The following is a 25533-nucleotide window of genomic DNA, read 5'->3' as shown; positions in this document are numbered from 1 at the left end:
GCTCCTTAATCGCTGAGATCCGCGCCGTTTGTGGCGATGACTTTTTTGTACCAGTGGAAACTCTTTTTGCGCGACCGCGCCTGGCTGCCGTTGCCCATATCATCCTGATCGACGTAGATAAAACCGTAGCGCTTGGAGATCTGCGCGGTGCCCGCGCTCACGACGTCAATGGGCCCCCACCAGGTGTAACCGAAGAGCTTCACGCCGTCGGCGAGCGCCTCCTGCATCTGCCCGATATGCTGGCGCAGATATTCGATGCGGTAATCGTCGTTAATCGTGCCGTCAGGTGCGGGCGAATCGAGCGCGCCGAGGCCGTTTTCGGCGATAAACAGCGGCTTCTGGTAGCGGTCATAGAGCTGGTTTAGCGCAAGGCGCAGCCCCTGCGGATCAATCTGCCAGCCCCAGTCGCTCTGCGGCAGGTACGGGTTACGGATGCCGCCGGTGATAAGATTGCCGGTCACGCCTTCAAGCTGCTCCGGGTGCGCGCTGACGGTACTCGACATGTAGTAGCTGAACGACACGTAATCGACCGGGTAGAGACGCAGGATCTCATCGTCGCCCAGCGCTTTTTCCAGCCGGACGTTTTTCTCGGCGAACATCCGCTCGGTCCAGGCCGGGTAGTAGCCGCGCGCCTGGACATCACTGAAAAACAGCGAGACGCGCTGCTCCTCTTCGCAGGCCTGTAAGTCGTCCGGATGGCAGGTGTGGGGGTAGAGCATCTGGTAACTTATCATGCAGCCCACCTGCGAGCCGGGGATTATCTCGTGGCACGCTTTGGTCGCGAGCGCGCTCGCCACAAACTGATGGTGCGCGCCCTGATATTTCGCCTGTTCAAGATGCGGATGGTTCTCTTCAATCACCCCGACGCTGACATACGGGTGGTGCTTCACGCAGTTGATCTCGTTAAAGGTCATCCAGTATTTGACCTTCTTGCGATAGCGGGTGAAAACGGCGGTGACGAAGCGTACGTAGAAATTCACCAGCTGGCGGTTGGGCCAGCCGCCGTAGTCGGTCACCAGCGCGAGCGGCATCTCGTAGTGCGAGAGCGACACAATCGGCTCAATGTTATGTTTTAACAGCGTGTCGAAGACGCGATCGTAGAAGGCGAGGCCCGCTTCATTCGGCTCGTTCTCGTCGCCGCGCGGGAAAATACGCGTCCAGGCGATCGACATGCGAAAGCATTTAAAGCCCATTTCGGCGAACAGCGCGATATCTTCTTCATAACGGTGATAAAAGTCGTTGCCCTTGCGCTTGGGGTAATACTTCGTGCTGGCCGGATCCTGCGCTTCGGCCACCTGGCGGTGGGTCATGCCGAGCCACTGATCGAGCCAGCGTTCTTTCGGCGTGCTGACATCAAAGGTGTAAACGTCTGAGACCGACAACCCCTTGCCGTCGACGTTCCACGCGCCTTCAAGCTGGTTCGCGGCGGTCGCGCCGCCCCACAGGAAATCCTCAGGAAATGGTTTTGAAAAGGCCATGCAGTTCTCCCTTAAGCCGCCGCAGCGGTCAGTTTCAGAAAGGCTTCACGGGTTGCCACGTCGCCCTGTTTCAGCGGGCTGATGTCGCCGTAGCAATCGGTATTGGTGACGATGACGATAACGCTCGGGTCGATATTGCGCGCGGCGAGCGCGGCGAGATCAAAGCTAATCAGCGGTTGTCCGGCCTCGACGAACTGGCCGTTCTCCACGTGCCGGGTAAAATGCTGGCCGCCAAGCTTCACGGTGTCGATGCCGATGTGAATCAGCACCTCGGCGCCGTTATCGCTCCTGAGCGTCAGGGCGTGGTTGCTGTCGAAGACAGATTCGACGCGCCCATTGACCGGCGAGAGTAGCTCGCCGCTCTGGGGCACGATGGCGATGCCTTTGCCGAAGATCTCATCGGCAAAAACCGGGTCGGTGAGCGCTGAGAGCGGGATGAGACGCCCACTGACGGGCGCGAACAACTGCTCCTCGCGGGCGAGCGCCACGGGGCTTAGCCCGGCCACCACTTCTGGCGGCGCGTCGTGCCGCGCGAGCGTTTCTGCGGGCTCCTCAAAGCCCAGGATCACCGTCACCAGCGCCGCCGCGCAAAAGGCAATGGCGAGGCTCGCCAGCGCCCAGAGAAACGTGGGGCCGACCAGCGCCGGAATGCCCGGAATACCGCTTAAAGCGAAGGCGTACGTTTTCACGCCGAGCGCCATCGCGAACGCGCCGCCGCACGCGCCGCCAATCAGCGCCGCGGCGAACGGGCGCTTAAAGCGGATATTGATGCCATACATCGCAGGCTCGGTAATGCCCATCGCCGCGCTGAAGCTGGTGGAGAGCGCCAGCGTCTTGATTTTTTTATTGCGGGCGCGCAGGAACACGCCGAACGCCGCGCCCGCCTGGCCCATATTGGCGACGTAAAACAGGATCTTAAACGGGTCATAACCGAGCCGGCTGATGTTATTAATCACAATCGGCACCAGCACGTAGTGCATGCCGGTGATGATCATCAGCGACAGCGTGCCGCCGACAATCACGCCCGCGAGCCAGCCCATGTTCGCCACCAGCCAGATAATCCCGCCGGAGAGCGCGTTGCCAAAGAAAATCCCCGCCGGACCGATGGCGATAAGCGTCACCGGCGCGACGATAACAAGGCTCAGCAGCGGCACGAACATGGTTTTCAGCGCAGCCGGCATCACGCGGTCGATGACCCGCTCGACATAGCTCAGCAGCAACACCGCCAGCAGAATAGGAATTACCGATGAGGCATACGAGACGCTGGCGACCGGCATGCCGAGGAACGCGACCGGCGCGCCCGATTTCAGGAGCGTGGTGAGGGTAGGGTGAAACAGCGTGGCGGCGAGGGCGACGGCCACATATGGATTGGCGCCGAACTTATTCCCGGCGCTGAAGGCGAGCACCAGCGGCATAAAGAAAAAGACGCCGTCGCTTATCGCCATCAGGATCTGGTACGTCTGGTTACTGGCCGCCACCCAGCCGAGCGCGAGGCAGAGCGACAGCACGCCCTTAAGGATACCCGCCCCGGCGATAGCCGGAATAATCGGCGAGAAAATGCCCGCTAACCCTTCCAGTACGACGGAAACCGGGTTGCGCCGTTTCGGCGGCGAGGCGGCTTTTTTCCCGTCGAGGTTCGGCAACTGCGCCAGCACCACCTGACAGAGCGGAGCGACCTCGTTGCCGATAATCACCTGAAACTGATCGCCGGACAGATTCACGCCCATGACGCCATCCAGGTTTTCCAGCGCGGTACGGTTGACCCGGTCGAGGTCGACCAGCGCGAAACGCAGGCGGGTAATGCAGTGGTAAAGCGAAATAATATTCGCCTCGCCGCCGAGATGGTCAATTATCTGGCGGGCGGTGTGCGGGTAGTTCATGGCTATTCCTCTCCAGAATGAAACCCTGCGGTTTCATTAAACCGTCGCCGGTGAAAATACCGGCAGGTTGCTGCCTCTGGGGTTTGCCTGATTGAACAGTAACAAGCCTAAAGGGAATGCGCTAAACGATGAATCACATTGTCGATATGCACCGTTAAATACAATTTTTCAGAATGCGTCATGGCGTGGCGATAATTCTTTTCCACAAAGTCGCTAATGGCTTCGACGCACGCCACGGTATTTTTATACCGCTGCTGCACCATCGCGAATAATTCACTGTCATCATTTTCCAGCCGCTGGCCCTCTATTACCCGCTGGGCGAAAAACTTTACGTGGGTAATAAAGCGCTGGTAATTGAGCGACTGTTCATCGGGGCCCACGGCGAACCAGTACTTCACAATATTCTGGATCTGAGAAATCAGCCGGGTAATGTCGTTAATTTTGCTTTTCGGATCGTTAAGCCCGGCGTTTACGATATGCAGCGCGATGCTGCATGCCTCGCTATCCGGCATCAGCACGCCGGTGCGCGCGGCGATCAGCGCCAGCGCCTGGCGCCCGATGGCGTATTCGTCCTGATAAAAGTGACGCACTTCCCACTGTAACGGGTTAGCGATTTCCTGGCCCTGCCGGGTGCGCGCAATGGCGTAATAAAGGTGATCGGCGAGCGTCACATAAATGCCTTCGCTTAATTTCAGGCCCGGCGTCTGGCGCGCCAGCGCGACAATATCGTCGGTCAGCTGGACAATTTCCACCGGCACTTCATCGAGCAGGACTTTAAACCGCGCGGAAATCGTGTCGTCATGCAGACGAAACGTTTTCTCAACATGGCTTATTGCCACCGTTTCGCCGACGTGCGCATTAAAACCGAGCCCTCTGCCGGTCACGATAACTTCCTGGCCGCGTTCGTCGACGGCGCTGACGACATTATTATTAAGTATTTGCTTAATGATCATCGCCGACTCCTGAAAGCAAAAACGGGCAAAACATAAATACAGGCGCCAGGGAGTTCCCCGGTGCTGCATTCAGGTTTTGCCCGCCGAACGGTAACAAGCGCAATGCAATATCAAAAAACCTAACACCCACCTGGTATTCGGTCAATGAATGGCCCTTGATTTATCATAAGCCTGACGACGATTTGTGATCCGCCTTACGGATCGCTGCGCGCCGCGCGGGCAAAAAAAGGTTCAGCTGCCCCCTGAAAAGTGCCACAATAGTGGCTGTTTATACAGTGTTTCAGGGCTTCCGATGGCATTAACCGCCGCGCAGAAATCGCAAATTGCCGCCTGGTATAAGGCGCTTCAGCAGCAGATTCCGGACTTTATTCCCCGCGCCCCGCAGCGGCAGATGATTGCCGAAGTGGCGAAAACGCTCGGCGGCGATGACGGACGGCATCTGGCTATCGAGGCGCCGACCGGCGTTGGCAAAACGCTCTCCTACCTTATTCCCGGCATCGCCATCGCCCGCGAAGAGCAGAAAACCCTGGTGGTGAGCACCGCCAACGTGGCGCTGCAGGATCAGATCTTCAGTAAGGATTTGCCGCTGCTGCGTAAAATCATCCCTGAGCTGCGCTTTACCGCCGCCTTTGGCCGCGGGCGCTATGTTTGCCCGCGCAACCTGACAGCGCTCTCAACCGACAGCGCCTCGCAGGGCGATCTGCTGGCGTTTCTTGACGACGAGCTGACGCCTGACAGCAAAGAAGAGCAGCAGCGCTGCGCGAAGTTAAAAGCGGATCTCGACAGCTATAAGTGGGACGGCCTGCGAGACCATACCGATCAGGCGATTGACGACAAACTCTGGGCGCGGCTCAGCACCGATAAAGCAAGTTGCCTTAACCGTAACTGTCACTACTACCGTGAATGCCCGTTTTTTGTGGCGCGCCGTGAGATTCAGGAGGCGGAAGTGGTGGTCGCCAACCATGCGCTGGTCATGGCGGCGCTGGAGAGCGAGTCGGTGCTGCCGGAGCCAAAGCACCTGCTGCTGGTGCTGGATGAAGGCCATCATCTGCCGGATGTCGCCCGCGACGCGCTGGAGATGAGCGCTGAAATCAGCGCGCCCTGGACGCGGTTGCAGCTCGATCTTTTTAGCAAGCTGGTCGCCACCTGTCTTGAGCAGTTCCGCCCGAAAACCGTGCCGCCGCTCGCCACACCGGAGCGGCTGAACAACCATTGCGAAGAGGTCTATGAGCTGATTGCCGCCATGAACCGCATCGTGGGGCTGCTGCTGCCGCCGGGAGAAGAGAGCGAGTTCCGTTTCCCGATGGGCGAATTGCCGCAGGAGGTGATGGAGATCTGCGAGCGGCTGGCGAAGCTTACCGAAAACCTGCGCGGGCTGGCGGAGCTCTTTTTAAACGATCTCAGTGAAAAGACAGGCAGCCACGACATTGTGCGTCTGCACCGCGTACTGTTGCAGATGAATCGCGCGCTCGGCCACTTTGAGGCCCAGAGCAAGCTCTGGCGGCTGGCGTCGCTGGCACACGCCTCCGGCGCTCCGGTGTCCAAATGGGTGACGCGCGAAACCCGCGAAGGGCAGCCGCATCTCTATTTCCACTGCGTGGGGATCCGCGTGAGCGATCAGCTTGAAAAGCTTATCTGGCGGCAGGTGCCGCATGTCGTCGTGACCTCCGCCACGCTGCGCTCGCTTAACAGCTTCGCGCGGTTGCAGGAGATGAGCGGCCTGCGCGACAAAGCGGGCGACCGCTTCGTGGCGCTCGACTCGCCGTTTAATCACGTCGCGCAGGGGAAAATCGTCATTCCTCGCCTGAAGCATGAGCCGCTGATGGAGCATGAAGAGGCGCACCTCGCCGAGATGGCGGCCTATTTCCGCGCGGAATACAAAAAGGGCGAACACAAAGGGATGCTGGTGCTGTTCGCCAGCAACCGCGCGATGCAGACCTTTTTGTCTTTTGTGCCGGATCTGCGTCTCGGTCTGCTGGTGCAGGGCGATCAGCCGCGCTACCGGCTGGTGGAGTTGCACCGTAAAAAGGTGGAGCAGGGCGAGGCGAGCGTGCTGGTGGGGCTACAGTCGTTCGCCGAAGGGCTTGATCTCAAAGGCGAGCTGTTAAGCCAGGTGCATATCCATAAAATCGCGTTTCCGCCCGTGGACAGTCCGGTCGTCGTGACGGAAGGCGAGTGGCTGAAAAGCCTTAACCGCTATCCGTTTGAAGTGCAAAGCCTGCCTGCCGCCTCATTTAACCTCATCCAGCAGGTGGGGCGGCTTATCCGCAGCCATAGTTGCTGGGGTGAAGTGGTGATTTACGACCGGCGTCTGCTGACCAAATCCTACGGTAAGCGGTTGCTGGACGCGCTGCCGGTGTTCGCGATTGAACAGCCGGAGGCGCCGGAAGCGGCCAAAAAACCTCCTCAGGCGAGGCGTGCGAGCCCGACAAAACGTCATGGCAGCGCAGGCGCGCGACGCGGCGCTACTCGTAAGTAAACGTCACCTGAACGGTGCTGATAAAGGTGCCGCCTGTGGCATTCCCTTTGGTCGCGACATAGCGCGCGGCGAGGGGGAGCGTCACGGTGCCATCGCTGCTGTTGACGGGGGTGGTCAGTTGACTGCCCGTGCTGAGCGTTTTGCTGTGATCGCCTGAACTCAGCTCCAGGCCCACTCCGGTTCCCGTGCCGGTACTGGCGAAATAGTCCGGCGCATCGGCATCCGCCGTACCGTTAAACGTGCTGGTCACCTGTGTCACAGAGGACGGACATTGCGACAGCGACAGCTCGAAATCCACCCAGTCGCCCGTTGCCCCCGCTTGCTGAAACTGCCCTGACGTGGCCTCGCCCATCTCCACGCTGGCGCTTTTACTGCCGTTATCGACCATGCAGGTGGCACCGACAATATTACCCGTCACGCGTATGGCGACTGAATCGGCACAGGCATTGTGAATAACGCCTGCCCATATAAGCAGAAGAAGAAACTTTTTCATTGGTGCGTAAACCTATTGATAAGCGATGGTCAGAATCACGGCCGCATTCGCGCTCCCTGGCGTGAGCTCGTGAGAAGTCTGGTAATAACGGATACCCGCCGGTAGGGTGAGCGTTTTATTGACGAGGGTTATCGGCGGATAATAACCAGAGAAATAATCTATCGTGGTGTTGTTAACCTGCATTTGAATGCCCAGCCCGGTAGCGCTGTCAGCGGTATCGTCAAGTTTCATGACGCTTTGCTGACCATCAATCAGCCCTTCTGCGCCATTAACGCGATACATAATGGAGGCATTCTCGTCACAGGTAATATGCACGTCAAAGTTATCCCATGCTGTCGTGGTGCCAGGCCCGGTGAATTGCGATGCAGGGATGTCCCCCAGATTGACGACTAAACTTTTAGGGTCTACAGAACAGGTCACTTTTGTTGGAAATAAATAAGCGTTATAGTACGTGGTGCTATTATTAGCCAGCTTTTCTGCATTATAAATTTTGAATGTAAAGCTGGTGTTAGAGCTGTTTAAATTCCCTTCGCCTTGCTGTTCGGCCGTTTTTATTAATACAATATTTGTCGATACAGAAAATGATTTATTACTGTCGAGTTTGTAAACCGGCGTGTTTGTTGAGTCACAGCTTTCGCCTTTTCCTGTAATTCGTTTCCATTTGTCGTTATATAATGCGACGCCAAGGCCTGGAATACCTGTGGCATAAACACCGGGCATGCCTGGCACTTCTTCACCCGAGCCGGTAAAGCAGGCAACCAGCACTTCACCGCTGCGATCTGATGTGCAGCTTACCATAAAATTCACTGCTCTTTCTGAGCCCGCAATAATTTCCCCAATATCTGTTGAGGTTGAAATTTTTAAATTATATATGCTCTGAACACTTGGGAATTGCCTTGAGCTGCAGGACGCGTGCGCATGCGGAATAAATAAAATCCCTCCAGCCAGCAGGCAAAGCGATAAAAAATAGCGAATGTATTTCATACTAATTCTCCGGCGCTGTAAATTAAGAACATGGCGCAGTGACGGTTATGATGGCGCTGCCCTGAGATTTCTCCGGCAGAGGATAGTGCGCGCTGCAATGCTGGTTTGCCGCATTGCCCCAGGAGGCGGTTAACAGCGCGTCGGGTTGCAGGCCGGTCAGGTAAACCTGGCCGTTATCGCCCACGATGGACGCGTCGCTTTGCTCGCCGTTCGCCACTGAGGCGCCAAACGGTACGGGACGCCCGTCGGCGCGCAGGAGCGTCATCAGCACGCGGTTGCCCACGTGCGCATCGAAGCGAGCGCGCACCACCGCCCCCCTGGCCGGCGTGACGGTTTTTGCGGCATAGGTAACATCCGCGCCGTCCGGAAGCGTCTCGGTATCCAGCGCAATGCTGTTACGCCGCCAGGGGCTGGTGTAAGGCACAATGGCGTAGCCACGAAAATCGGTTTTAATGCCGTTCTGATTTGCGATAGCGGTACCGCTGACGCCAGGCACCTCCACCAGCGCGAGAGTTTCGCCCAGCGGTTGCCCCAGCGTAACGCCATGACGATGCGCGACAATACCGCCGCTCACGCCGTAGTTAATCTGCCGCTGGGTGTGATCCTGCGAATAACCGGCGCTCAGTTCACCATACGTACCCCGGTAATCGGCGTTCAGCGTCGTGGCGTTATTGTTCCCGTCACGGCTGATGCTCTGCTGAATGCCCCAGTTCAGGTTATTATCTGCAAGCGCTGCGCCGTTCAGGCCGAGCGTCTGAACGCTGCCTTCTTCGCTGTTATTCAGGCTATAGCTGGCCCAGGTATTGCTCATCCATCCGTCTAACGGCACAGAAACGCTAAGAGAGAAGCGCTGCTCGTGATTTTTCGCGGCGAGACTGTCATCAAGCGCCTGCGTATTCTCGTTAAGGCTGTAGTTGAAACCGAAGCTAATCCCATGCCAGCTATTGCTGTAGCCTGCGCCGATTGAAGTCTGCGTCTGCGCGTTATCCCAGTATTTTTCTTTTATCAGGCTCAGATTGAGCGAGCCCAGGTCGTCGCCGAGATTCTGATTAAGCGTTATCTCCTGGCGGCTTCGCCGTCTGTCTGACGTGTCCCACAAGTCGTCGCGGCGGTAAGCGTCCATGTTTTCCTGGAGCGTATAAAACCCGTCGCTGTTGTAGCGATAGCCCGCCACCGCAAGCGTTGTGTTTGTGCTGGCGATATTTTTACTGTAACGCACACGCCATGAGCGGCCATTCTGCGCGTTACCCCGAAAGGGTTGCGACTTTGCCGAGGTGACATCCACGGAAAGGGCGCCCCAGTCGCCCAGGTTTTTGCCAGCGCCCAGCGCCAGCGCCCGGTAATACGGGCTGTACTGCACCCCGCCATACGCTGTAAAGCCATCCCGCATCCCGTAAATGGCGGCGCTTTGTATAAAGGGCGTTTGGGCCACGTCCTCATCGTAAGCGCGATACTTCCCGCCCGTCAGGCTGTATTTGAGGCGGCCTTCACGTTGTAAGACCGGTACGGACGCGTAGGGCACAACGAAATGCTGCTCGCTGCCGTCCGTTTCTTTAACCGTCACGTTAAGGTCGCCGCTGCTGCCGGAGGGGTAGATATCCCGGATTTCAAACGCGCCAGGCGCGACGGTATTCTGATAAATCATGTAGCCATTCTGGCGGATGGTTATCAGCGCATTACTGTTGGCTATCCCGCGTACCACGGGCGCATAGCCACGTTCACTCTCCGGCAACATGTCATCGTCCGAGGCGATTTGAATGCCAGTAAATGAGATGCTGTCAAAGACATCCGCTGGCGAACTGCTCTGACCCAGCACCAGTTCGCCGCCGATCTGGCGTAAGTCGCGTTGCAGATAGGTATAGACGGGCGAAAAGTCAGCTTCCGTTTGCGCACCGTTGCGGCTGCGGCTCCACGTTGAGTAGTTACGAAGCCGCCATGCGCCTATATTGAAACCGGGGCGCAGGTTGAGATAATCATTCTCGCTTTCCTCTCTGCCTGGTTCCTGCGGCTTAATTTGACTGCCGGAATAGCTGTAATTAAGCAGCAGTGCGGTGATCCCCTCATCGAACTCCTCCGGGGGAATCGCGCCACGTGCCATCTGGCTCATCGCGCTTTGCGGAATACTTAGCAAAAGTTGCTGACGGTTCGCGATAAAGGTGGCGCTGGCGGCAGGGATAGCGCCGAGCGTGGCGCAGCCATTGCGCTCCGTAAGCTCCCGGAATTTTTCCGTCGCCACGCCCGCGCTTTTCAGCGCGCTGATACTCAGACAGGGTGCGAGAATGGCGTTGCCGCTGGCATCTTTATCGAGAAAAAACGTGACGTCACGGTTACCGATATTTTGGTTATTGACCAGAATGTCGACATGATATTTTCCAGGCGCCAGGCCGGGGCCTTTTTCATAAAGAGAAAGATCCGGTCGCTCCTCAGTTTGTTCGCCATCGTCTAACAGCGCCGGGTTGAAATAATCGTCGCCCCAGGCCTGCCCTGTTGATAACCCCAGCGACAGGCACTGTAAAGCAATCAGCAGAGCCAGATGGCGAATGCGGTTTTTCTTCATTCGTCTGGCATTATTGAGTGACATTATTCATCCCCGGATAAACGGTTTTATTCTCAGGACAGTGAATTAAGAGGCAGTGTTTAAAACGCGGTTTTCCATTCTTTGCTGATGCTGCCGTAGTCGTTTATGATTTTCCATGACACGGTATTGCCTGAAATAGTCGCGGGTATCTCAAAGGGTGTTTCGCTTTTTGGCGCAGCATAACCAATTTTCGGTAATGTCTTCCCGCCCAGAGTAATAGACTGGAAATTCATATAATAGGGCGAGGTGTTATTAACTATCAGGGTATTGCCGTTGCGCCGCCACTGTAAATCATTTGCCGCTTCCTCTGGCTTGCCGGTAATGGCTGCCGGGCGGTAAATTAATTTAATGCGGGTTTTAATGGCTATCTGTAGCGTATTTTGATCCTGTTGCTTCGCGGTGGAAGGAATGGATTTGACGTTGAGCCAGTAAAGCGATTCGCGGTCCTGCGGTAAAGACGCGCCAGTAAATATCACGCGCAGTATGTTATCCTGCCTGGCATTAAGACGAAACAGCGGCGGCGTCACCAGAAAAGGCGCTTTGCTGCCGTCGGTCGCCTCTACCGAACTCTGAATCAGATAGTTAATATCATCGGAGTTAGAGACAATGAGTGAACTTTCTTTTTTATCGCCCGGATAAATCAGGCGAGTGCCGCCAACGACGACGCCCGCCTGAGCCACAGAGGTCGCCATTAATAAAGCGCTGAGGATAATAAATTTACGCATAGTGATCTCTTCTTAATAGCGGGATATTAGCTTTCTGGCGACAGCAAATATCCCGGGGAGGATTAGTTATAAGTAACCGTAAAGGTTGAGGTCGAATCCGCTTTTCCAGCCGTCACCGTGGCCGCCGTCTGGATATAACGCGCGCCAAAAGCCAGGTCGTTTGTCTCAGTGCCGGATTTCAGCGTGTATTCAGAAGAAGCGGTATAGAGATCCAGCGGCGCGCCGGAGGCGTCGAGCAACTGAATGCCCACACCGCTGGCTACGCCGGTGCCGCTGGACAACGCCAGCACTTTGTCATTGTCAGTGCTCGCGCTGCCGCCAAAAGTAACGGAAGCGGCGGTCACGGCGGCCGGGCAGTTTTTAAGCTGTAACGCAAAGCTTGTCGGGGTTGCCGTTGAGCCAACACCGCTAAATACCGTTTTGGAAATTTTACCTAAATCGACCTGGAGCGGGCTGCTCAGGCTGTTTACCACTTCACAGGCGGAATCAAGGATTTCGCCGGTGAAATTCACCTGTCCTTCCCCGGTCGATGCAGCCCAGGTAAAAGAAGAGCAACCCGCAATAGCGGCGATGGCGGTACTGAACACTATTTTTTTCATCATTCATCCTGTTTAAGGTTGAAAAGAAAGCCTTAAATAATTAAGGCGTGAATAAGAACGATGAAAAATATGCGCCTGATGTATTGAATGCTCCAGTTATGAACACTTAACTATTCTTTTAGTGAATTAATATATTAAAAAACTTCGTCAGAGTTATGCGTTAACGCGGCGGGGCTGGTACGGCGACGGCGGCGCCAGGTGCTTGTCACACCAGAGTTTTAACTTGTATTGTGCAACGAGGCAGATAGCGATCCGCAGTGGAAGCACTGGCGGCGCATCGGAGAGAATGATTCACCGGGGCTATTACCAGGCCTGTCAGAGAGGAGAGAAAGATGGATTACCGCGCAATCATTAAAGAGATTGGCCGGGGAAAGAACCATGCGCGTGACCTGGACCGGGATACCGCACGGTCTCTCTACGCGCATATGCTGGATGGCGACGTGCCGGACCTGGAGATGGGTGCCATCCTGATTGCGCTGCGCATTAAAGGCGAAGGCGAGGCGGAGATGCGCGGCTTTTATGACGCGATGCAGCAGCACACCCTGCGCCTGACGCCGCCGGTCGCAAAGCCGATGCCGGTGGTCATTCCAAGCTACAACGGCGCGCGCAAGCAGGCGAACCTGACGCCGCTGCTGGCGCTGCTGATAAGCCGCCTCGGCTTTCCGGTGCTGGTGCACGGCGTGAGCGACGATCCGACCCGCGTGCTGACCGAAACCATCTTCACGCTGATGGGCATTACCCCGACGCTGCATGCAGGCCAGGCGCAGGCGAAGCTGGACGGGCGCGACCCGGTGTATGTTCCCATTGGCGCGCTCTGCCCGCCGCTCGAAAAACAGCTGGCGATGCGCTGGCGGCTTGGGGTGCGCAACAGCGCCCACACGCTCGCCAAACTGGCGACGCCGTTCGGCGAAGCTGACGCGCTGCGCCTTTCCAGCGTGTCGCATCCGGAATATGTCAGCAGAGTGGGACAGTTTTTCATGGATATCGGCGGACGCGGGCTGCTGATGCACGGTACTGAAGGGGAGGTATACGCCAACCCGCAGCGCTGTCCGCAAATCGCGCTTATCGACGCGCAGGGCACGCGCATTCTGGCGGAGCGCCAGAGCGAGGCGGCGTCTGTGCCGGTCATACTGCCGCAGGCGAAAGATCCCGAGGTGACCGCCCGCTGGACCGAGCGCTGTCTGTCCGGTCTTGAGCCGGTGCCGGAATCGCTGAAAACCCAGATGGCGTGCGTGCTGGTGGCAAGCGGCGAGGCGGAAGATATCCCGGCGGCGCTGGCCCGGATTGCGCAGACGTTCTGATAAAAAAAGCCCGCAGCATCCGCCGCGGGCAAAAAGGGTAACAAAGGGTTAATGAAGGGCAATAAGGGTATGTCAGTGGCTCAGGTCAATCAGTTGTAGATAACCGCGGTACCGCTGGCGAGATTATTGGTGTTGGCGGAGGTGATGCTATACGCCTTCGCGCCTGCCGCTTCGGCTTTTGCCGCAAGCGTCGCATTCAGTTCATCCAGCGTGCTGGCGCCCTGAGCAGACACGACACCGATTTTATTCAGGCCCTGCGCCTGCGCCGGGCTGACCTGTTCTGCCGCACCGGCAGCAAAAGAAAAAACGGACAGGGTCAGGGCGGCTACAGCATATTTGGTGGCTTTCATAGTGATTCTCTCGCAGTTTGTTCTGTTTAATACGGCTTGTTCCGTTGATGTGATGATTGTCACATTCAGCGGCAGAATATAAAACCGAAGAGAATTGACAGCCTTATTCTAAAAATTTGAATGTAATATAAGCTGTTGAATAAATTGGCAATAATGCCTTTTTTCCACGCTTCTTTACAGGCCCTTACCGTCCCGTTTTTTAAGGGCACAAATCGACACATCGAAACGGTAAAAGCGTGTATGGGGGAGCGCAGGTGTTAGCGCAACTGGCTGTCTTTTGAGCCGCGGCGATTATAGAGTGAGTAACGCTGGCGGTGTTCATCCTGTTTTTGCTGGCAGTTCACACACAGACGCACGCCCGGGATAGCCTTACGGCGCGCCTCGGGGATCGGCTCATCGCACATCTCGCAGAATTCCAGACTTTCGCCTGTTGGCAAGTCGCGTCGCGCCCGCGCCACGGCGTCTTCAACGGTGCTGTCAATTTGATCCTGAACCGCGCCGTCGTTTGCCCAACCTGAAGCCATAGGGACCTCCTGAATGGTTAAACACAGGGGTAATTATAGCAAAAAAGGGGGCATCCTGCCGGGAGAAAGCCCGCCGCAGCGGGCTTTGGGCGCGATCAACGCGCGTCCGGGCGCACCAGATCGAAGCGCTGCGCCTCGTCAATACCGTAGTAGGCGCTCGGGCCGCCCGCGCGCAGGATGGGACGGGCTTTCGCGGTCTGATAGATGCCATCTTCCAGCAGCGACTCGTCAATATGCACCGCGACCACTTCGCCTAATACCAGCCAGGTATCAATCAGCTCGCCGCTGGCGGCCGTGAGCTGAATGCACTGCGTGAGGCGGCATTCGAAATTGACGGGGCTTTCGGCGACGCGCGGCGCGCTGACCACCCGCGACGGCGCGGCGGTAAGACCGGCGCGGATAAACTCATCTTCACCGTGGGGCAGGGAGGCGGAGGTTTCATTCATCGCCACTGCCAGCTCGCGCGTGGCGAGGTTCCAGACGAACGCTTTCGTCGCGGCAATATTTCTTACGCTGTCTTTCCAGCCGTTGCTGGAAAAACCGATAATCGGCGGGCGATAGTTAAAGCAGTTAAAGAAGCTGTATGGCGCAAGGTTGCGACGGCCTTCGCTGTCTTGTGAGGCTATCCAGCCGATGGGGCGCGGGCCGACGATGGCGTTCAGCGGATCGTGCGGCAACCCGTGGCCGCGAGCCGGTTCGTAGTAATAGTGCATAGCGGACTCCCTGGACAAAAAAACTATCATAGCCGTCGCGGTAAATTTTGCCGCGCTTATTTACCAGGGGCGGGTCAGCGGGTATTGTACGCGCCCACACAGGAGGAAGCCGATGAACCGCAAACCGGGCCTGCACCCACGTAACCGCCACCACAGCCGCTATGATTTCGACGCGCTGACACAGCGCTGTCCGGCGCTTGGCGCGTATGTTCGCCTCTCGCCCGCCGGCGAGCCGACCGTTGATTTCGCCGATCCACAGGCGGTCAAAACCCTCAATCAGGCGCTGCTGGCGCACTTTTACGGCGTGCAGCAGTGGGATATTCCTGACGGCTTCCTCTGTCCGCCGGTGCCGGGCCGCGCGGATTATATCCATCATCTGGCGGATCTGCTGGCCGGGGGCAACGGCGACGTTGTTCCCGCGCAGGCGAGCGTGCTGGATATCGGCGTTGGCGCCAACTGCATCTATCCGCTAATCGGCCAGTACGAGTACGGCTGGCGGTTTACCGGCACCGATACCAGCGAAGAGGCGATCCGCAGCGCGAGCGCCATTATTGACGCCAATCCTGGGCTCAACCGCGCCATCCGCCTGCGCCGCCAGAAAACCCCGGACGCGATATTCCACGGAATCATTCACAAAAATGAGCGTTACGACGCGACGCTGTGCAACCCGCCGTTCCACGACTCCGCCGAAGCCGCCAGCGCGGGTAACGCGCGTAAACGCCGTAACCTTGGGCTCGCGCCGGACACGGGGTTAAACTTTGGCGGCCAGCAACAGGAGCTATGGTGCGAGGGCGGCGAGGTCGGCTTCATCACCCGGATGATCGCTGAGAGCGCGCTGTTCGCCCGTCAGGTGCTGTGGTTTACCACGCTGGTGTCGAAGGGCGACAACCTTCCGCAGCTTTACCGGGCGCTGGAACAGGCGGGCGCAGTGAAAGTGGTCAAAAAAGAGATGGCCCAGGGCCAGAAGCAGAGCCGCTTTATCGCCTGGAGCTTTATGGATACGGCCCAGCGCGAACGCTGGGCACAGAACCGTTCGCGGTAATTACACCGTCGGATTCGCAGGCGGCAGCGCGCCGCCTGCCGCCGCCTGCGCCTGGGCGGCGGCGGTGGCGTCCGGCATCGGCTGCATGACCTGCACCGTCTGTACCGGCGGGCGAATACCTGCCAGATCGAAGTGTTTTTTCACTATGCCGTCAAGCGCGAAACGCACCGTCCACTGCTTCAGCGGCTGGGTGGTGAAAGTCACGCGGATCGTAAAGGCGGTGTTGGTCAGCCCCACAATGCCCACCACGTTCGGCTCGCCTATCACAAGCATTCGGATATCCTCCTGCTCCATCAGCTCATCCACCGCCGCACGCAACGCGCGGTTAGCCTTTTCGGTATCCTCAAAGCGGTCGACATCATAGTTCGCCACAAACGAGCCTATCCCGCGCACGAAGTTGGCGAAGGTCGTTATCGATGACCACGGAATAATGTGGTAGGCGCCGGTGTCCTGGCGTACGCCCACCGAGCGGATCGACATGCGCTCCACGGTGCCGGTCAGCGGGCCGATGGTCACCAGATCGCCGGTGTTCATGCCGTTCTCAAACTGAATAAAGATGCCGGTGATGATGTCTTTGACCAGCGTTTGCGAGCCGAACGAGACCGCAAGGCCCAGCGCGCCCGCGCCCGCCAGCAGCGGCGCGATATTGACGCCAATCTCCGAGAGCACAATCATCACCGTAATCGTGCTGATAATGACCGCCAGCGCGTTGCGAAACAGCGTCAGCAGCGTGCGGGTGCGGGCGCTCGGCATCGGGCGGCCGTGGATGTCAGACGCGAGGCGGCTCTCAATCAGGCTCGCCAGCACCGTCCAGCCGACGGCGGAGAAGAACAGGATAAGCGAGATGCGGATCAGGATATCCACGGTTTTCTCACCCGCGCCCACGGTGAGCCACTCCCAGAAATCAAACAGGCCCCAGGCGTTCATCAGCAGCATGATCGACACGCAAACCGTGAGAATGCGCGCCAGCTTCAGCGTGACGGAAATCCAGCCGTTGAGACGTTTTTGCAGCTCCGGATAGTTGCGCTGTACTGGCGGGGAGAGCGTGATGGTTTTACTCAGCCAGCGGGTGAAGACGCCGCAGATAAACGCCGCGACGCTGACGATGGCGAGCGTTTTCAGCGAGGCACCCATCATAAATTTCAGGCTGTTGCCCGGATCGAAGAGCGAAAAGAAAAACAGCACGATGAAATAGGCGCTCGCCAGCCAGTGCCAGACCAGCGCGAACGCGCGGATAAACAGGCTGAAAAAGGCGAGCGAGCGGTCCGCAAGGCGGGTCAGCCCGGCGGTGATAGCGCGTTTATTATGGAAAATGAGGTACAGCGCCCAGCCGGTCATAGTCAGCATGATAATAACGTTTGCCAGCGCGCCGACCTGCACGTTGACCTGCGCTGAGATGATAGGCACCGCCACCAGCAGGCCGTAGCCTATCAGGCTGCTTAGCCCGCTCAGGCGCAGGTGCCAGTAACGCGCGCTCGCATCGCTGATGACAAACGGGCGCAGCGACGGGAAGCGCGGGCAGAAGATAAGCCGCAATATAGCCTTAAAGAATTCGATAAGCGCAAAGGCGTTCAGGAACAGCCCCTGCTGACGGGCAATGGTACGGCTGCCCGCGTTCATCATATCGATCGCTATCTGGCCGACAAACAGCGTCAGGGCCAGCAGCGCGAGGTCGATAATAAACGCCAGAATAATCATCAGCGGCAGCTGTATCCAGCTCGCCCGGTTGATGTTTTTGCGCCGTCCCCACTGGCCCATTTTTCGGTACAGCGGAATGGCGCACGCGCGTACCGCGAAGTAAAACAGGAATACCGAGACCGCGAGCAGGGTGAAGTGAGTGAGCGCGTTGAAAAAGGTTTTCTCGTTAAATACCTTGTGCGGCGCGCTGGTGATATTGCGATGCAACTGAGCAAAGCGCCCGGCAAGCTCGCCGCCGTAGTGGCGCGTCACCTCGGTAACGTTCTCCAGCACCGTTTTTTCTTCTTCTTCGGCGACGGGCGGCTTGATGACGGGCGTGGCTTCAGTGGCGGGCGTGGCCGCCGCCTGGCGCAACTGGCCGATAAGCTCCTTGCGGGAGGCGTCGTTTTCGAGCACATCCGCGAGCGCCGCGTAGGCCGCTTTCTTTTTTTCCGCGTCAGGCTCTGTGGGCGGCGCCTCGCTTTTTTGAGTGGTCGAGGCGGCAACCGCCGCGGCGGGCAGGCTTACGGCATTGGCTGAAACGCTAAACAGGCTGACAAGCAGCAGTAAAATCCACGGCACGCTCTCCTCCGGCTGAGAAAGTGACACAAAGAGGTAAGTATAGTGCCCGGATAAGCGAAGCCCGGAAAAGAGGAGTATTCCGGAGATTGGGAAGAGGGGCGCCGCACCCGGTTTGACATCCAGGGGCCGGTAAGCGCAGCGCCGCCGCCACGGTTGCGGGAGAGAGGGGGCGGGCGCGTCGCTTACCCACGCTGGGCAATCACCCGCAGGCCGCCCTACCCACGTCGACGCCAATAAAAAACCCTCTCCGGGGAGAGGGTTTGCACAGGGCGAAAACCTTAAGAGACGTGCTGCAAAAACTCCTGCAGACGCGGGCTTGGCGGGTTCTCGATGAGCGCCTGCGGATTGCCGTCTTCGGCGATGCGGCCTTTGTCGATAAAGATCAGACGAGACGCCACTTTTTCGGCGAAGCCGATTTCGTGGGTCACGATAACCATCGTCATGCCTTCTTCGGCCAGATCCTGCATCACTTTTAACACTTCGTGGCGCAGCTCCGGGTCAAGCGCGGAGGTCGGCTCATCAAACAGCATCATCTTCGGCTTCACCGCCAGCGCGCGGGCAATCGCCACACGCTGCTGCTGGCCGCCGGAAAGTTCAGACGGATAGTGATGGCCGCGCTCGGCAAGCCCCACTTTCGCCAGCAGCGCTTTCGCCAGCTTCTCAGCCTCGGCTTTGCTGGCGCCGCGCACGCGAATCGGCCCGAACATGACATTTTCCAGCGCCGTCAGGTGCGGGAAGAGATAGAACTGCTGGAACACCATGCCAGCTTCCTGACGGATCAGGCGCTCGTCCACTTTCGGGTCGTTCACCTTAAGCCCATCGACAATCAGATCGCCGCTGGTGATTTCTTCCAGTTTGTTGATGCAGCGCAGCAGCGTCGATTTCCCGGAGCCGGACGGCCCGATGATGACGACGACTTCGCCCTGGTTAATCTTTAAATCGATATTATGCAGCACCTGGGTTTGACCAAAATGCTTGGAGACGTTTTTAAATTCAATCACAGGATTTTCATCCTTTTTTCCAGACGACGCAGAACAAAGCTCAGAACGAGGGTAATGACCAGATAAATCACCGCAACGGCGCTCCAGATTTCAAGCGCGCGGAAGTTGCCCGCGATGATCTCCTGGCCCTGACGGGTCAGTTCGGCGACGCCGATAACGATAAACAGCGAGGTGTCTTTAATGCTGATGATCCACTGGTTGCCGAGCGGCGGCAGCATACGACGTAGCGCCAGCGGCAGGATCACGTGGCGGATGGTTTCACGCTTCGACAGCCCCAGCGCCAGGCCCGCTTCACGAAAGCCTTTATGGATGGAGAGCACCGCGCCGCGGGTGATTTCCGCGATATACGCGCCGGAGTTGATCATGATGGTGACCACCGCCGCGGTGAACGGGTCGATGCGTAAATCGTTAAATGCCATCGGCAGGGCAAAATAGATAAACATCACCTGCACCACAATCGGGGTGCCGCGAATGATTTCAATAAAAACCAGCGCGATGTGATTCGCAATCCAGCCGCCAAACGAACGGGCGAAACCGGCCACCAGACCGATTATCAGACCGCCGACCAGACCGAGGACCGAAATCCACAAGGTCATTTTGGCGCCTTCAAGCAAGAGGGGAATGGCAGGCCAGATGGCGCTCCAGTCAAACTGCATGATGATTTCCTGTGTTACCGTGGTTCAAAAATAGCAGGGGCGAAGGCCGCCCCTGACAGATATTAACTGCTTAATAAGAATTATTATTTTGGCTCAGTGCCGAACCATTTTTTGTAGATTTCGTTATAGGTGCCGTTCTCTTTCAGGGTCTTCAGCGCGCCGTTGACTTTGGTGCGAAGATCGTCGCTGCCTTTCGGGAACGCGATGCCATACTGCTGGCCCGCCAGAGAGTCGCCAACGGCTTTGAACTGACCATTACCTGCGGTTTTGATGAAGTACAGGATGTTAGGCGTATCGTGCAGAACAGCGTCAGCACGGTTGGTGCCAAGCTCCATGTACGCGTTGTCGATGTTCGGGAACTGGCGCAGATCTTTGGTTTTGATGTTCGCTTTCGCGTAATCGACTGAACCGGTGCCGCTCTTCACGGCGACAACTTTACCGTCGAGATCCTTCACGCTTTTCACGTCGTTGTTGTTCGCTTTCACCATCACCAGCAGGCCGCTGTTGTAGTAGCCGTCGGAGAAGTCGATCGCTTTTTTACGTTCGTCAGTGATGGTGATACCGGCCAGCGCCAGGTCAACGTTTTTGGTTTGCAGCGCCGGAATAATGCCGCTGAAATCCATTGGTTTTAAGGTGTAGTCGAGCTTCAGCTCTTTAGCGATAGCGGCCCACAGGTCGACGTCGAAGCCGACATACTTATCGCCTTGTTTAAATTCGAAGGGAACAAACGCGGTGTCGGTTGCTACAACCAGCTTATCCGCCGCCTGAGAAGAGACCGCAAAGGCCAGAGTCAGGGCTGCCAGGGAAACTTTAAAAACAGACTTCATAGCATTTCCTTTATTTATCCGCGGGGCGATCCCCGATAAGAACGTAGCGCTGCATGAAAAAATCATGCCAGTTTTACAACCCGCTGTTTTGAAAGGCAAGATAAAAGTCCTTCTGCACAATCAATGCGCTTATTACCGTTATTTGCACCAATATGGTGCACCAAAATAGTGCGCAGCGGCCGTCAGCCGGGTGAAGGGTCTTTTTAGCCTGAAAACCGGTGATAAAACAATCTTTCATTAACGATTGTGTGAGGGGATTATTACAAAGAGATAACGTTTGCGGGGTAAATCGGGCGAGTGACGCCCTCTTTTAGTGCAAAGCCCCCTCCGGGAGGAGAGGGCCTGATAAGTAAAGCGTCTGGTATAACCGGGAATTATTCGATATTCGACTCGATAAACCACAGGAATTTATCCAGATCGCGAGACGCTGCGGTAAAGATATCCGCCGTATCTTCGTCGCTGGCTTCGCTGATGGCCTTACGCACGTCGTTCGCGACAATCGCGTAGCGGTCCGCCAGCTCTTTCAGGTGCTCCTGAACGCTATGGATGTCCAGCGGATAGCTTTTCAGTGCGGTTTTGCTGTTAACCACCTGTGTGGTGCCCAGCGCGACGCCGCCCAGCTGTACGGCACGTTCAGCGATAGTATCGAGGTGCTCAGTCAGCGCGGTACGGAAGCCGTCCAGCATTTCATGAACGCCAATAAAGTTCGCGCCGCGCATGTTCCAGTGCGCCTGTTTAGTAATCAGCGACAAGTCAATGAAATTAACCACCTGGCGGTTCAGCAGCTCGATGGTGGCCTTTTTGTCGCTGTCTGCTACATCATTGCGGGTGTAGAGCAGGTCGGAAGCCTTTGTTTTAACCAGTTTAGCGGTACCCATAATTTCATATCCTCTTGATGATTGTGTCCCAGGAAATTACGGAATTAAGTATAGCACCGGGTCTGGAGTTTGCTGGCGTGGCTGTGCCTATCAGATAAATAGAAAAGGGGTGGTTGCCTGTAAAATTTCTTTATGAACAGGGTGTTGGCTAATTTTGTAAGTATTTTTATAACGTTTAAATTAACGCTGAATTAAAGCGAACCGCGCATGTGGTTATTTTAATAGCGAATCAATCGCAACGCAGAAATATCTGAAACTGGCGAGAGGGAAATAGGCTGGCACGGCATAAACCGTGCCAGGAAATATAAATTCTGCTTAATCAATATCGAGGCTTTTTATCTGCGTTTCACGCCGCAGCGTCAGCGTCGAACCGATGGAAGCGATGATGATCGACAGCAGGGCCAGCCACTGCACCAGCGTCAGCGTTTCGCCGAGGAACAGCATGCCGGAAAAGGCCGCCAGTGCCGGCTCCATACTCATTAGCGTGCCGAATGTTCGCGTGGGCAGGCGCGTGAGCGCGGTCATCTCCAGCGAATAGGGAAGGGCAGTGGAGAGCACGGCGATGCCAAGGCCGAGCGGCAGCACCGACCAGTGCCAGAGCGCGTCGCCCGCGGCAATCGCGCCGATGGGCACAAAAACTATCGCGGCAATGAACGAGCCGAGCGCGACGGTCGCCGGGCCATGTTCCGCGCCCGCTTTTTGTCCGGCGATAATGTAGACCGCCCAGCAGGCACCCGCGCCTAACGCGCAGGCGGCGCCGAGCGGATCGACATGCGTGACATCCTGGCCGAGCGGCAGCAGAAACCACAAACCCAGTACCGCCAGAATGACCCAGAGGAAATCCACCGGGCGGCGAGAGCCGAACAGCGCTACCGCCAGCGGGCCGGTAAACTCCAGCGCGACGGCGATGCCGAGCGGCACGGTACGAATCGATAAATAAAAGAGGTAGTTCATCGCGCCGAGCGCCAGCCCGTAAATCAGCAGCGGCATTCGCTGACTGCGGGTAAAGCGCAATCGCCAGGGTTTAAACACCACGGCCAGGATAAGCGTGCCGAGCGCGAGGCGCAGCGCGGTCACGCCGGGCGCGCCTACCAGCGGAAACAGTGATTTAGCGAGCGACGCGCCGCTTTGAATAGACGCCATGGCAATAATAAGCACCACGACGGGCAACCAGAGGGGAGTTTTACGGGACAACGTTGGCATCCTGCGCACCTGTAAAAGTTAAAGATAAGTAAACGCGATAGCTTACTGTATTTAACTGACGGGTGGTTTAGCAAACATTGAAAAACGCGGCGGCAATAGCGGTTATCATACCCGGGTTAGCGCAAAATTTGTTCAGTCGCGTTTAGGAATAATCCGGATGCAGGCGCACTCTGACAGAGGCCATAATCGTTGCCGCCGGTTAAAATGCATTGTTTTTAGCAAGATAGACGCTGGCGGAAACGTTCTGTTACAGGAAAGACCGGGTTAGACAACGTGAACAACAAAGAGTTTCCTGCTGGGTTTTGATATATTTAAATCTTAGGACTTACTTGAAGCACATTTGAGGTGGTTATGAAAAAAATTGCATGTCTTTCAGCACTGGCTTGTGTTCTGGCCGTTTCCGCAGGTTCTGCTGTTGCTGGCACCGCTACCGTTTCCGGTGGCTACGCTCAGAGCGACGCGCAGGGCGTGATGAACAAAATGAACGGTTTCAACCTGAAATACCGCTATGAGTTCGACGACACCAACCCGCTGGGCGTGATCAGTTCCTTCACCTACACCGAAAAAGATCGCTCTGAAAACGGTGAATACAACAAAGGCCAGTACTACGGCATCACTGCAGGTCCGGCTTACCGTATCAATGACTGGGCAAGCATCTACGGCGTAGTGGGTGTTGGCTACGGTAAATTCCAGAGCACCGACTACCCGACCAAAACCAGCGACACCAGCGACTACGGTTTCTCTTACGGTGCTGGTCTGCAGTTCAACCCGGTTCAGGACGTTGCTCTGGACTTCTCCTACGAGCAGAGCCGCATCCGCAACACCGACGTTGGCACCTGGATCGCAGGCGTGGGTTACCGCTTCTAATCACTCCGGTGATAAAAAATCCGCCCTCGGGCGGATTTTTTTTATCTGCGCGTCGCCTCAGTGCGTACGTGCGTCAAACAGATCGCAGCCCAGGTGATCATAGCTCACCTTATTGAGTTTAAAGTTGGTCACATAGACCGGCCCCGCTTTTTGCCCCGAAATAAATTTATATTTCGGCGCGATCTCTTTCACTTTAATCCCCGTCCACTGCGCAAAAAAACTCAGGAAATCATTGGCGGAGCGGCGCGCTTTGATAATGCGGTGCGCTTTATCGTCGCTGGAAAGCACCATAAACGGCACCTGAAAATTTTGCTGAAATTTATCGTCATGCGCCAGGTACTGCACCGCTTTGCCGCGCTCTTTAAAGGCGAGACCGTGATCGGAGAAGTAGACCAGGGAGAAACTCTGCCCGCTGTTTTGCAGTTGCTGATAGAGCTGACGTAACAAATCATCAGTCTGGCGAATGCTGTAAAGGTAGCAGGATGTCTCTTTCGACTGCACGAATACATCATACTTGCCCTGCGTGCGATCGCACGCCTGCGGATGCGAGCCCATCAGATGCAGCACAATAAGCTGCGGCTGCGGGCGCTGCGTCGCCAGCACCTGCGCGGTCATTTTCAGCAGCGCCTCGTCGCGGGTGTTTTTATCCGCTTCGAAATCGCCGCTTTTTAAGAAATGCACTTCGTCGGCGCGCCGGGCGATGCTCGCAATGGCCGTGTCATATTCGCCAATCTGCCCCTGGTTTGAAAACCACCAGGTCTGGAAACCGGCGCGGTTGGCGAGCGTGACGACGTTATCCTGATATTGCGGCTTATTATCCACGACCCGGTTAAGCGTCAGTCCGAGCGATTTCTGTGTCGAGCCGCTGGCGGCGATATAATCTGTGAACAGATAGCCATTCACGCGGCTCGCGAACGGGCTGTTATCCCACTGGCCGCCAAACGCGCCGACCGCGTCACGCCGAACGCTTTCGCCAATCACCACCACATAGGTGTGATATTTCGGCGCGACCGCGAGAACGTTCCAGGAGTCCTTGATTTTCGACAGCGCCTCCATGCGTTGCTGTTCGTCCAGCACCTCGTAATTATTCACCACCACGTCTTTAACGAAGCGAAACACCGGGTAGCCGCTGTCTTTTAGCGCAAACACGCCGCCGTAAAGCTGGTTTTGTACCGGCGTCACGAAAAAACTCACCACGCTCACCGCAAGGCAGAGGCTGTCGAACGGCCGCCAGCGACGGCGGGCTGCAGGCGTGCGGCGCAGCGCAATAATGCCCAGCGTAAAAATAAACAGCGATACCAGATAGCTGTACCAAGGGAAAATGGTCAGCAGCTCCGTCGACTCTTCCATATTGGTGGCATGCAGCGCCAGCAGCGTGTTGAAATTCGGCGCGCCGTAAGTCTGCCCGAACGGAAAATAGAGCCCGGCCACCAGCGAGCAGACGGCCAGCAGCCCTTTCTGTACGCGCGGCGCGCTTCTCCACAGCAGCAACAGCACGCAGCAAAACGCGACGGCGTAGAGCAGGCTGAATTCATAACCCAGAGCGACATTAATTAATAACGATTGCAGAAAATAGAAGCCAATCCACGGATCGAGAGCGATGCCGCGCGCAGCAAGAGTATTTTTTAGCGTTAGATTCATAGTACGGGTTCAACGAAACGCCATGCGTAAACCCTGGCGTCAAGGGTATTCGCCCGCCAGAGTGCAGGACCAGAAGGGAGGGAGATCCGCATTCGGTAACAT

At 56.8% G+C, this 25533-nt stretch carries 22 protein-coding genes; 4 read left to right on the top strand and 18 right to left on the bottom strand.

The window, feature by feature from the left end:
• Window positions 1-5 precede the first annotated feature (5 nt).
• The 3 genes from AFK63_RS12205 to licT form a co-directional block, all read right to left on the bottom strand.
• Entirely contained in the window at window positions 6-1478 is a 1473-nt protein-coding gene (locus tag AFK63_RS12205; RefSeq protein WP_038863990.1) for a glycoside hydrolase family 1 protein, read from the bottom strand.
• Window positions 1479-1489: 11 nt separating this feature from the next.
• Window positions 1490-3358, bottom strand: coding sequence for a beta-glucoside-specific PTS transporter subunit IIABC (locus tag AFK63_RS12200; protein WP_053531576.1), 1869 nt, complete (start codon window positions 3356-3358; stop codon window positions 1490-1492).
• Between the two features lie 107 nt (window positions 3359-3465).
• A complete protein-coding gene (licT, locus tag AFK63_RS12195) occupies window positions 3466-4311 on the bottom strand; it encodes a BglG family transcription antiterminator LicT (protein WP_038863973.1) in 846 nt (281 codons plus the stop codon).
• A 292-nt stretch (window positions 4312-4603) separates the two neighbouring features.
• Between licT and dinG the strand changes: the two genes are divergently transcribed.
• On the top strand, window positions 4604-6790 hold the full coding sequence (dinG, locus tag AFK63_RS12190; RefSeq protein WP_038863972.1) for an ATP-dependent DNA helicase DinG: 2187 nt from the start codon (window positions 4604-4606) through the stop codon (window positions 6788-6790).
• Here the strand turns inward: dinG and AFK63_RS12185 are convergent.
• The 5 genes from AFK63_RS12185 to AFK63_RS12165 form a co-directional block, all read right to left on the bottom strand.
• Window positions 6777-7208, bottom strand: a complete 432-nt coding sequence (locus tag AFK63_RS12185) for a fimbrial protein (RefSeq protein ID WP_158408862.1) — start codon at window positions 7206-7208, stop codon at window positions 6777-6779. The two genes, dinG and AFK63_RS12185, sit on opposite strands and share 14 nt — an antisense overlap.
• An 87-nt stretch (window positions 7209-7295) precedes the next feature.
• Window positions 7296-8267, bottom strand: coding sequence for a fimbrial protein (locus AFK63_RS12180; RefSeq protein ID WP_081642084.1), 972 nt, complete (start codon window positions 8265-8267; stop codon window positions 7296-7298).
• Between the two features lie 22 nt (window positions 8268-8289).
• Window positions 8290-10848 carry a fimbria/pilus outer membrane usher protein gene (locus tag AFK63_RS12175; protein WP_038863970.1) on the bottom strand — a complete coding sequence of 853 codons (2559 nt, stop codon included), beginning with the start codon at window positions 10846-10848 and terminating at the stop codon, window positions 8290-8292.
• Between the two features lie 56 nt (window positions 10849-10904).
• Entirely contained in the window at window positions 10905-11570 is a 666-nt protein-coding gene (locus tag AFK63_RS12170) for a fimbrial biogenesis chaperone (protein WP_038863969.1), read from the bottom strand.
• Window positions 11571-11632: 62 nt separating this feature from the next.
• Window positions 11633-12169, bottom strand: a complete 537-nt coding sequence (locus tag AFK63_RS12165) for a fimbrial protein (RefSeq protein ID WP_038863967.1) — start codon at window positions 12167-12169, stop codon at window positions 11633-11635.
• Between the two features lie 332 nt (window positions 12170-12501).
• On the opposite strand from AFK63_RS12165, the gene ybiB reads away from it, so the two are divergent.
• Complete coding sequence (gene ybiB / locus AFK63_RS12160) at window positions 12502-13470, top strand: DNA-binding protein YbiB (RefSeq protein ID WP_038863966.1); 969 nt, start codon at window positions 12502-12504, stop codon at window positions 13468-13470.
• A gap of 89 nt (window positions 13471-13559) precedes the next feature.
• Here the strand turns inward: ybiB and ybiJ are convergent, their stop codons facing one another.
• From ybiJ to AFK63_RS12145, 3 genes are all read right to left on the bottom strand, one after another.
• Window positions 13560-13820 (bottom strand): DUF1471 family protein YbiJ, encoded by a 261-nt coding sequence (gene ybiJ / locus AFK63_RS12155; protein WP_038863965.1) that lies wholly within the window; start codon window positions 13818-13820, stop codon window positions 13560-13562.
• Window positions 13821-14077: 257 nt separating this feature from the next.
• On the bottom strand, window positions 14078-14344 hold the full coding sequence (locus tag AFK63_RS12150; protein WP_038863963.1) for a DksA/TraR family C4-type zinc finger protein: 267 nt from the start codon (window positions 14342-14344) through the stop codon (window positions 14078-14080).
• A 95-nt stretch (window positions 14345-14439) separates the two neighbouring features.
• The gene (locus tag AFK63_RS12145; RefSeq protein WP_038863961.1) at window positions 14440-15057 is read right to left on the bottom strand and encodes a flavin reductase family protein; all 618 of its coding nucleotides are present in this window, start codon (window positions 15055-15057) and stop codon (window positions 14440-14442) included.
• A gap of 112 nt (window positions 15058-15169) precedes the next feature.
• Between AFK63_RS12145 and rlmF the strand changes: the two genes are divergently transcribed.
• A complete protein-coding gene (rlmF, locus tag AFK63_RS12140; RefSeq protein ID WP_038863960.1) occupies window positions 15170-16099 on the top strand; it encodes a 23S rRNA (adenine(1618)-N(6))-methyltransferase RlmF in 930 nt (309 codons plus the stop codon).
• On the opposite strand, the gene ybiO is transcribed toward rlmF, so the two are convergent.
• The 6 genes from ybiO to rhtA all read right to left on the bottom strand — a co-directional run bounded on the left by ybiO (window position 16100) and on the right by rhtA (window position 22923).
• A complete protein-coding gene (gene ybiO / locus AFK63_RS12135) occupies window positions 16100-18358 on the bottom strand; it encodes a mechanosensitive channel protein (RefSeq protein WP_038863959.1) in 2259 nt (752 codons plus the stop codon).
• A 278-nt stretch (window positions 18359-18636) separates the two neighbouring features.
• Window positions 18637-19359, bottom strand: coding sequence for a glutamine ABC transporter ATP-binding protein GlnQ (glnQ, locus tag AFK63_RS12130; protein ID WP_038863958.1), 723 nt, complete (start codon window positions 19357-19359; stop codon window positions 18637-18639).
• Window positions 19356-20015, bottom strand: coding sequence for a glutamine ABC transporter permease GlnP (gene glnP, locus AFK63_RS12125; RefSeq protein WP_038863956.1), 660 nt, complete (start codon window positions 20013-20015; stop codon window positions 19356-19358). Before glnP ends, glnQ begins: the two co-directional genes overlap by 4 nt.
• An 83-nt stretch (window positions 20016-20098) precedes the next feature.
• Window positions 20099-20842, bottom strand: a complete 744-nt coding sequence (gene glnH / locus AFK63_RS12120) for a glutamine ABC transporter substrate-binding protein GlnH (RefSeq protein WP_007711680.1) — start codon at window positions 20840-20842, stop codon at window positions 20099-20101.
• Window positions 20843-21216: 374 nt separating this feature from the next.
• Window positions 21217-21720 carry a DNA starvation/stationary phase protection protein Dps gene (dps, locus tag AFK63_RS12115; protein WP_038863954.1) on the bottom strand — a complete coding sequence of 168 codons (504 nt, stop codon included), beginning with the start codon at window positions 21718-21720 and terminating at the stop codon, window positions 21217-21219.
• Window positions 21721-22035: 315 nt separating this feature from the next.
• The gene (gene rhtA / locus AFK63_RS12110; protein WP_038863953.1) at window positions 22036-22923 is read right to left on the bottom strand and encodes a threonine/homoserine exporter RhtA; all 888 of its coding nucleotides are present in this window, start codon (window positions 22921-22923) and stop codon (window positions 22036-22038) included.
• 351 nt (window positions 22924-23274) lie between these two features.
• Here rhtA and ompX point away from each other — a divergent pair, with 351 nt between their 5' ends.
• The gene (gene ompX / locus AFK63_RS12105; RefSeq protein WP_038863951.1) at window positions 23275-23790 is read left to right on the top strand and encodes an outer membrane protein OmpX; all 516 of its coding nucleotides are present in this window, start codon (window positions 23275-23277) and stop codon (window positions 23788-23790) included.
• Between the two features lie 57 nt (window positions 23791-23847).
• On the opposite strand, the gene AFK63_RS12100 is transcribed toward ompX, so the two are convergent.
• Window positions 23848-25431, bottom strand: coding sequence for a phosphoethanolamine transferase (locus AFK63_RS12100; protein ID WP_038863950.1), 1584 nt, complete (start codon window positions 25429-25431; stop codon window positions 23848-23850).
• Window positions 25432-25533: the final 102 nt, after the last annotated feature.

The sequence above is a fragment of the Cronobacter muytjensii ATCC 51329 genome (genome assembly GCF_001277195.1).
GTDB lineage: Bacteria > Pseudomonadota > Gammaproteobacteria > Enterobacterales > Enterobacteriaceae > Cronobacter > Cronobacter muytjensii.
This window is presented reverse-complemented; position numbering and strand designations above follow the sequence as displayed.

Excerpts from the sequence above, each read along its gene's own strand:
- AFK63_RS12205 (WP_038863990.1), bottom strand. The coding sequence starts at position 1,478 with ATGGCCTTTTCAAAACCATTTCCTGAGGATTTCCTGTGGGGCGGCGCG.
- AFK63_RS12200 (WP_053531576.1), bottom strand. The coding sequence starts at position 3,358 with ATGAACTACCCGCACACCGCCCGCCAGATAATTGACCATCTCGGCGGC.
- licT (WP_038863973.1), bottom strand. The coding sequence starts at position 4,311 with ATGATCATTAAGCAAATACTTAATAATAATGTCGTCAGCGCCGTCGAC.
- dinG (WP_038863972.1), top strand. The coding sequence starts at position 4,604 with ATGGCATTAACCGCCGCGCAGAAATCGCAAATTGCCGCCTGGTATAAG.
- AFK63_RS12180 (WP_081642084.1), bottom strand. The coding sequence starts at position 8,267 with ATGAAATACATTCGCTATTTTTTATCGCTTTGCCTGCTGGCTGGAGGG.
- AFK63_RS12175 (WP_038863970.1), bottom strand. The coding sequence starts at position 10,848 with ATGTCACTCAATAATGCCAGACGAATGAAGAAAAACCGCATTCGCCAT.
- AFK63_RS12170 (WP_038863969.1), bottom strand. The coding sequence starts at position 11,570 with ATGCGTAAATTTATTATCCTCAGCGCTTTATTAATGGCGACCTCTGTG.
- AFK63_RS12165 (WP_038863967.1), bottom strand. The coding sequence starts at position 12,169 with ATGAAAAAAATAGTGTTCAGTACCGCCATCGCCGCTATTGCGGGTTGC.
- ybiB (WP_038863966.1), top strand. The coding sequence starts at position 12,502 with ATGGATTACCGCGCAATCATTAAAGAGATTGGCCGGGGAAAGAACCAT.
- ybiJ (WP_038863965.1), bottom strand. The coding sequence starts at position 13,820 with ATGAAAGCCACCAAATATGCTGTAGCCGCCCTGACCCTGTCCGTTTTT.
- AFK63_RS12150 (WP_038863963.1), bottom strand. The coding sequence starts at position 14,344 with ATGGCTTCAGGTTGGGCAAACGACGGCGCGGTTCAGGATCAAATTGAC.
- AFK63_RS12145 (WP_038863961.1), bottom strand. The coding sequence starts at position 15,057 with ATGCACTATTACTACGAACCGGCTCGCGGCCACGGGTTGCCGCACGAT.
- rlmF (WP_038863960.1), top strand. The coding sequence starts at position 15,170 with ATGAACCGCAAACCGGGCCTGCACCCACGTAACCGCCACCACAGCCGC.
- glnP (WP_038863956.1), bottom strand. The coding sequence starts at position 20,015 with ATGCAGTTTGACTGGAGCGCCATCTGGCCTGCCATTCCCCTCTTGCTT.
- glnH (WP_007711680.1), bottom strand. The coding sequence starts at position 20,842 with ATGAAGTCTGTTTTTAAAGTTTCCCTGGCAGCCCTGACTCTGGCCTTT.
- dps (WP_038863954.1), bottom strand. The coding sequence starts at position 21,720 with ATGGGTACCGCTAAACTGGTTAAAACAAAGGCTTCCGACCTGCTCTAC.
- rhtA (WP_038863953.1), bottom strand. The coding sequence starts at position 22,923 with ATGCCAACGTTGTCCCGTAAAACTCCCCTCTGGTTGCCCGTCGTGGTG.
- ompX (WP_038863951.1), top strand. The coding sequence starts at position 23,275 with ATGAAAAAAATTGCATGTCTTTCAGCACTGGCTTGTGTTCTGGCCGTT.
- AFK63_RS12100 (WP_038863950.1), bottom strand. The coding sequence starts at position 25,431 with ATGAATCTAACGCTAAAAAATACTCTTGCTGCGCGCGGCATCGCTCTC.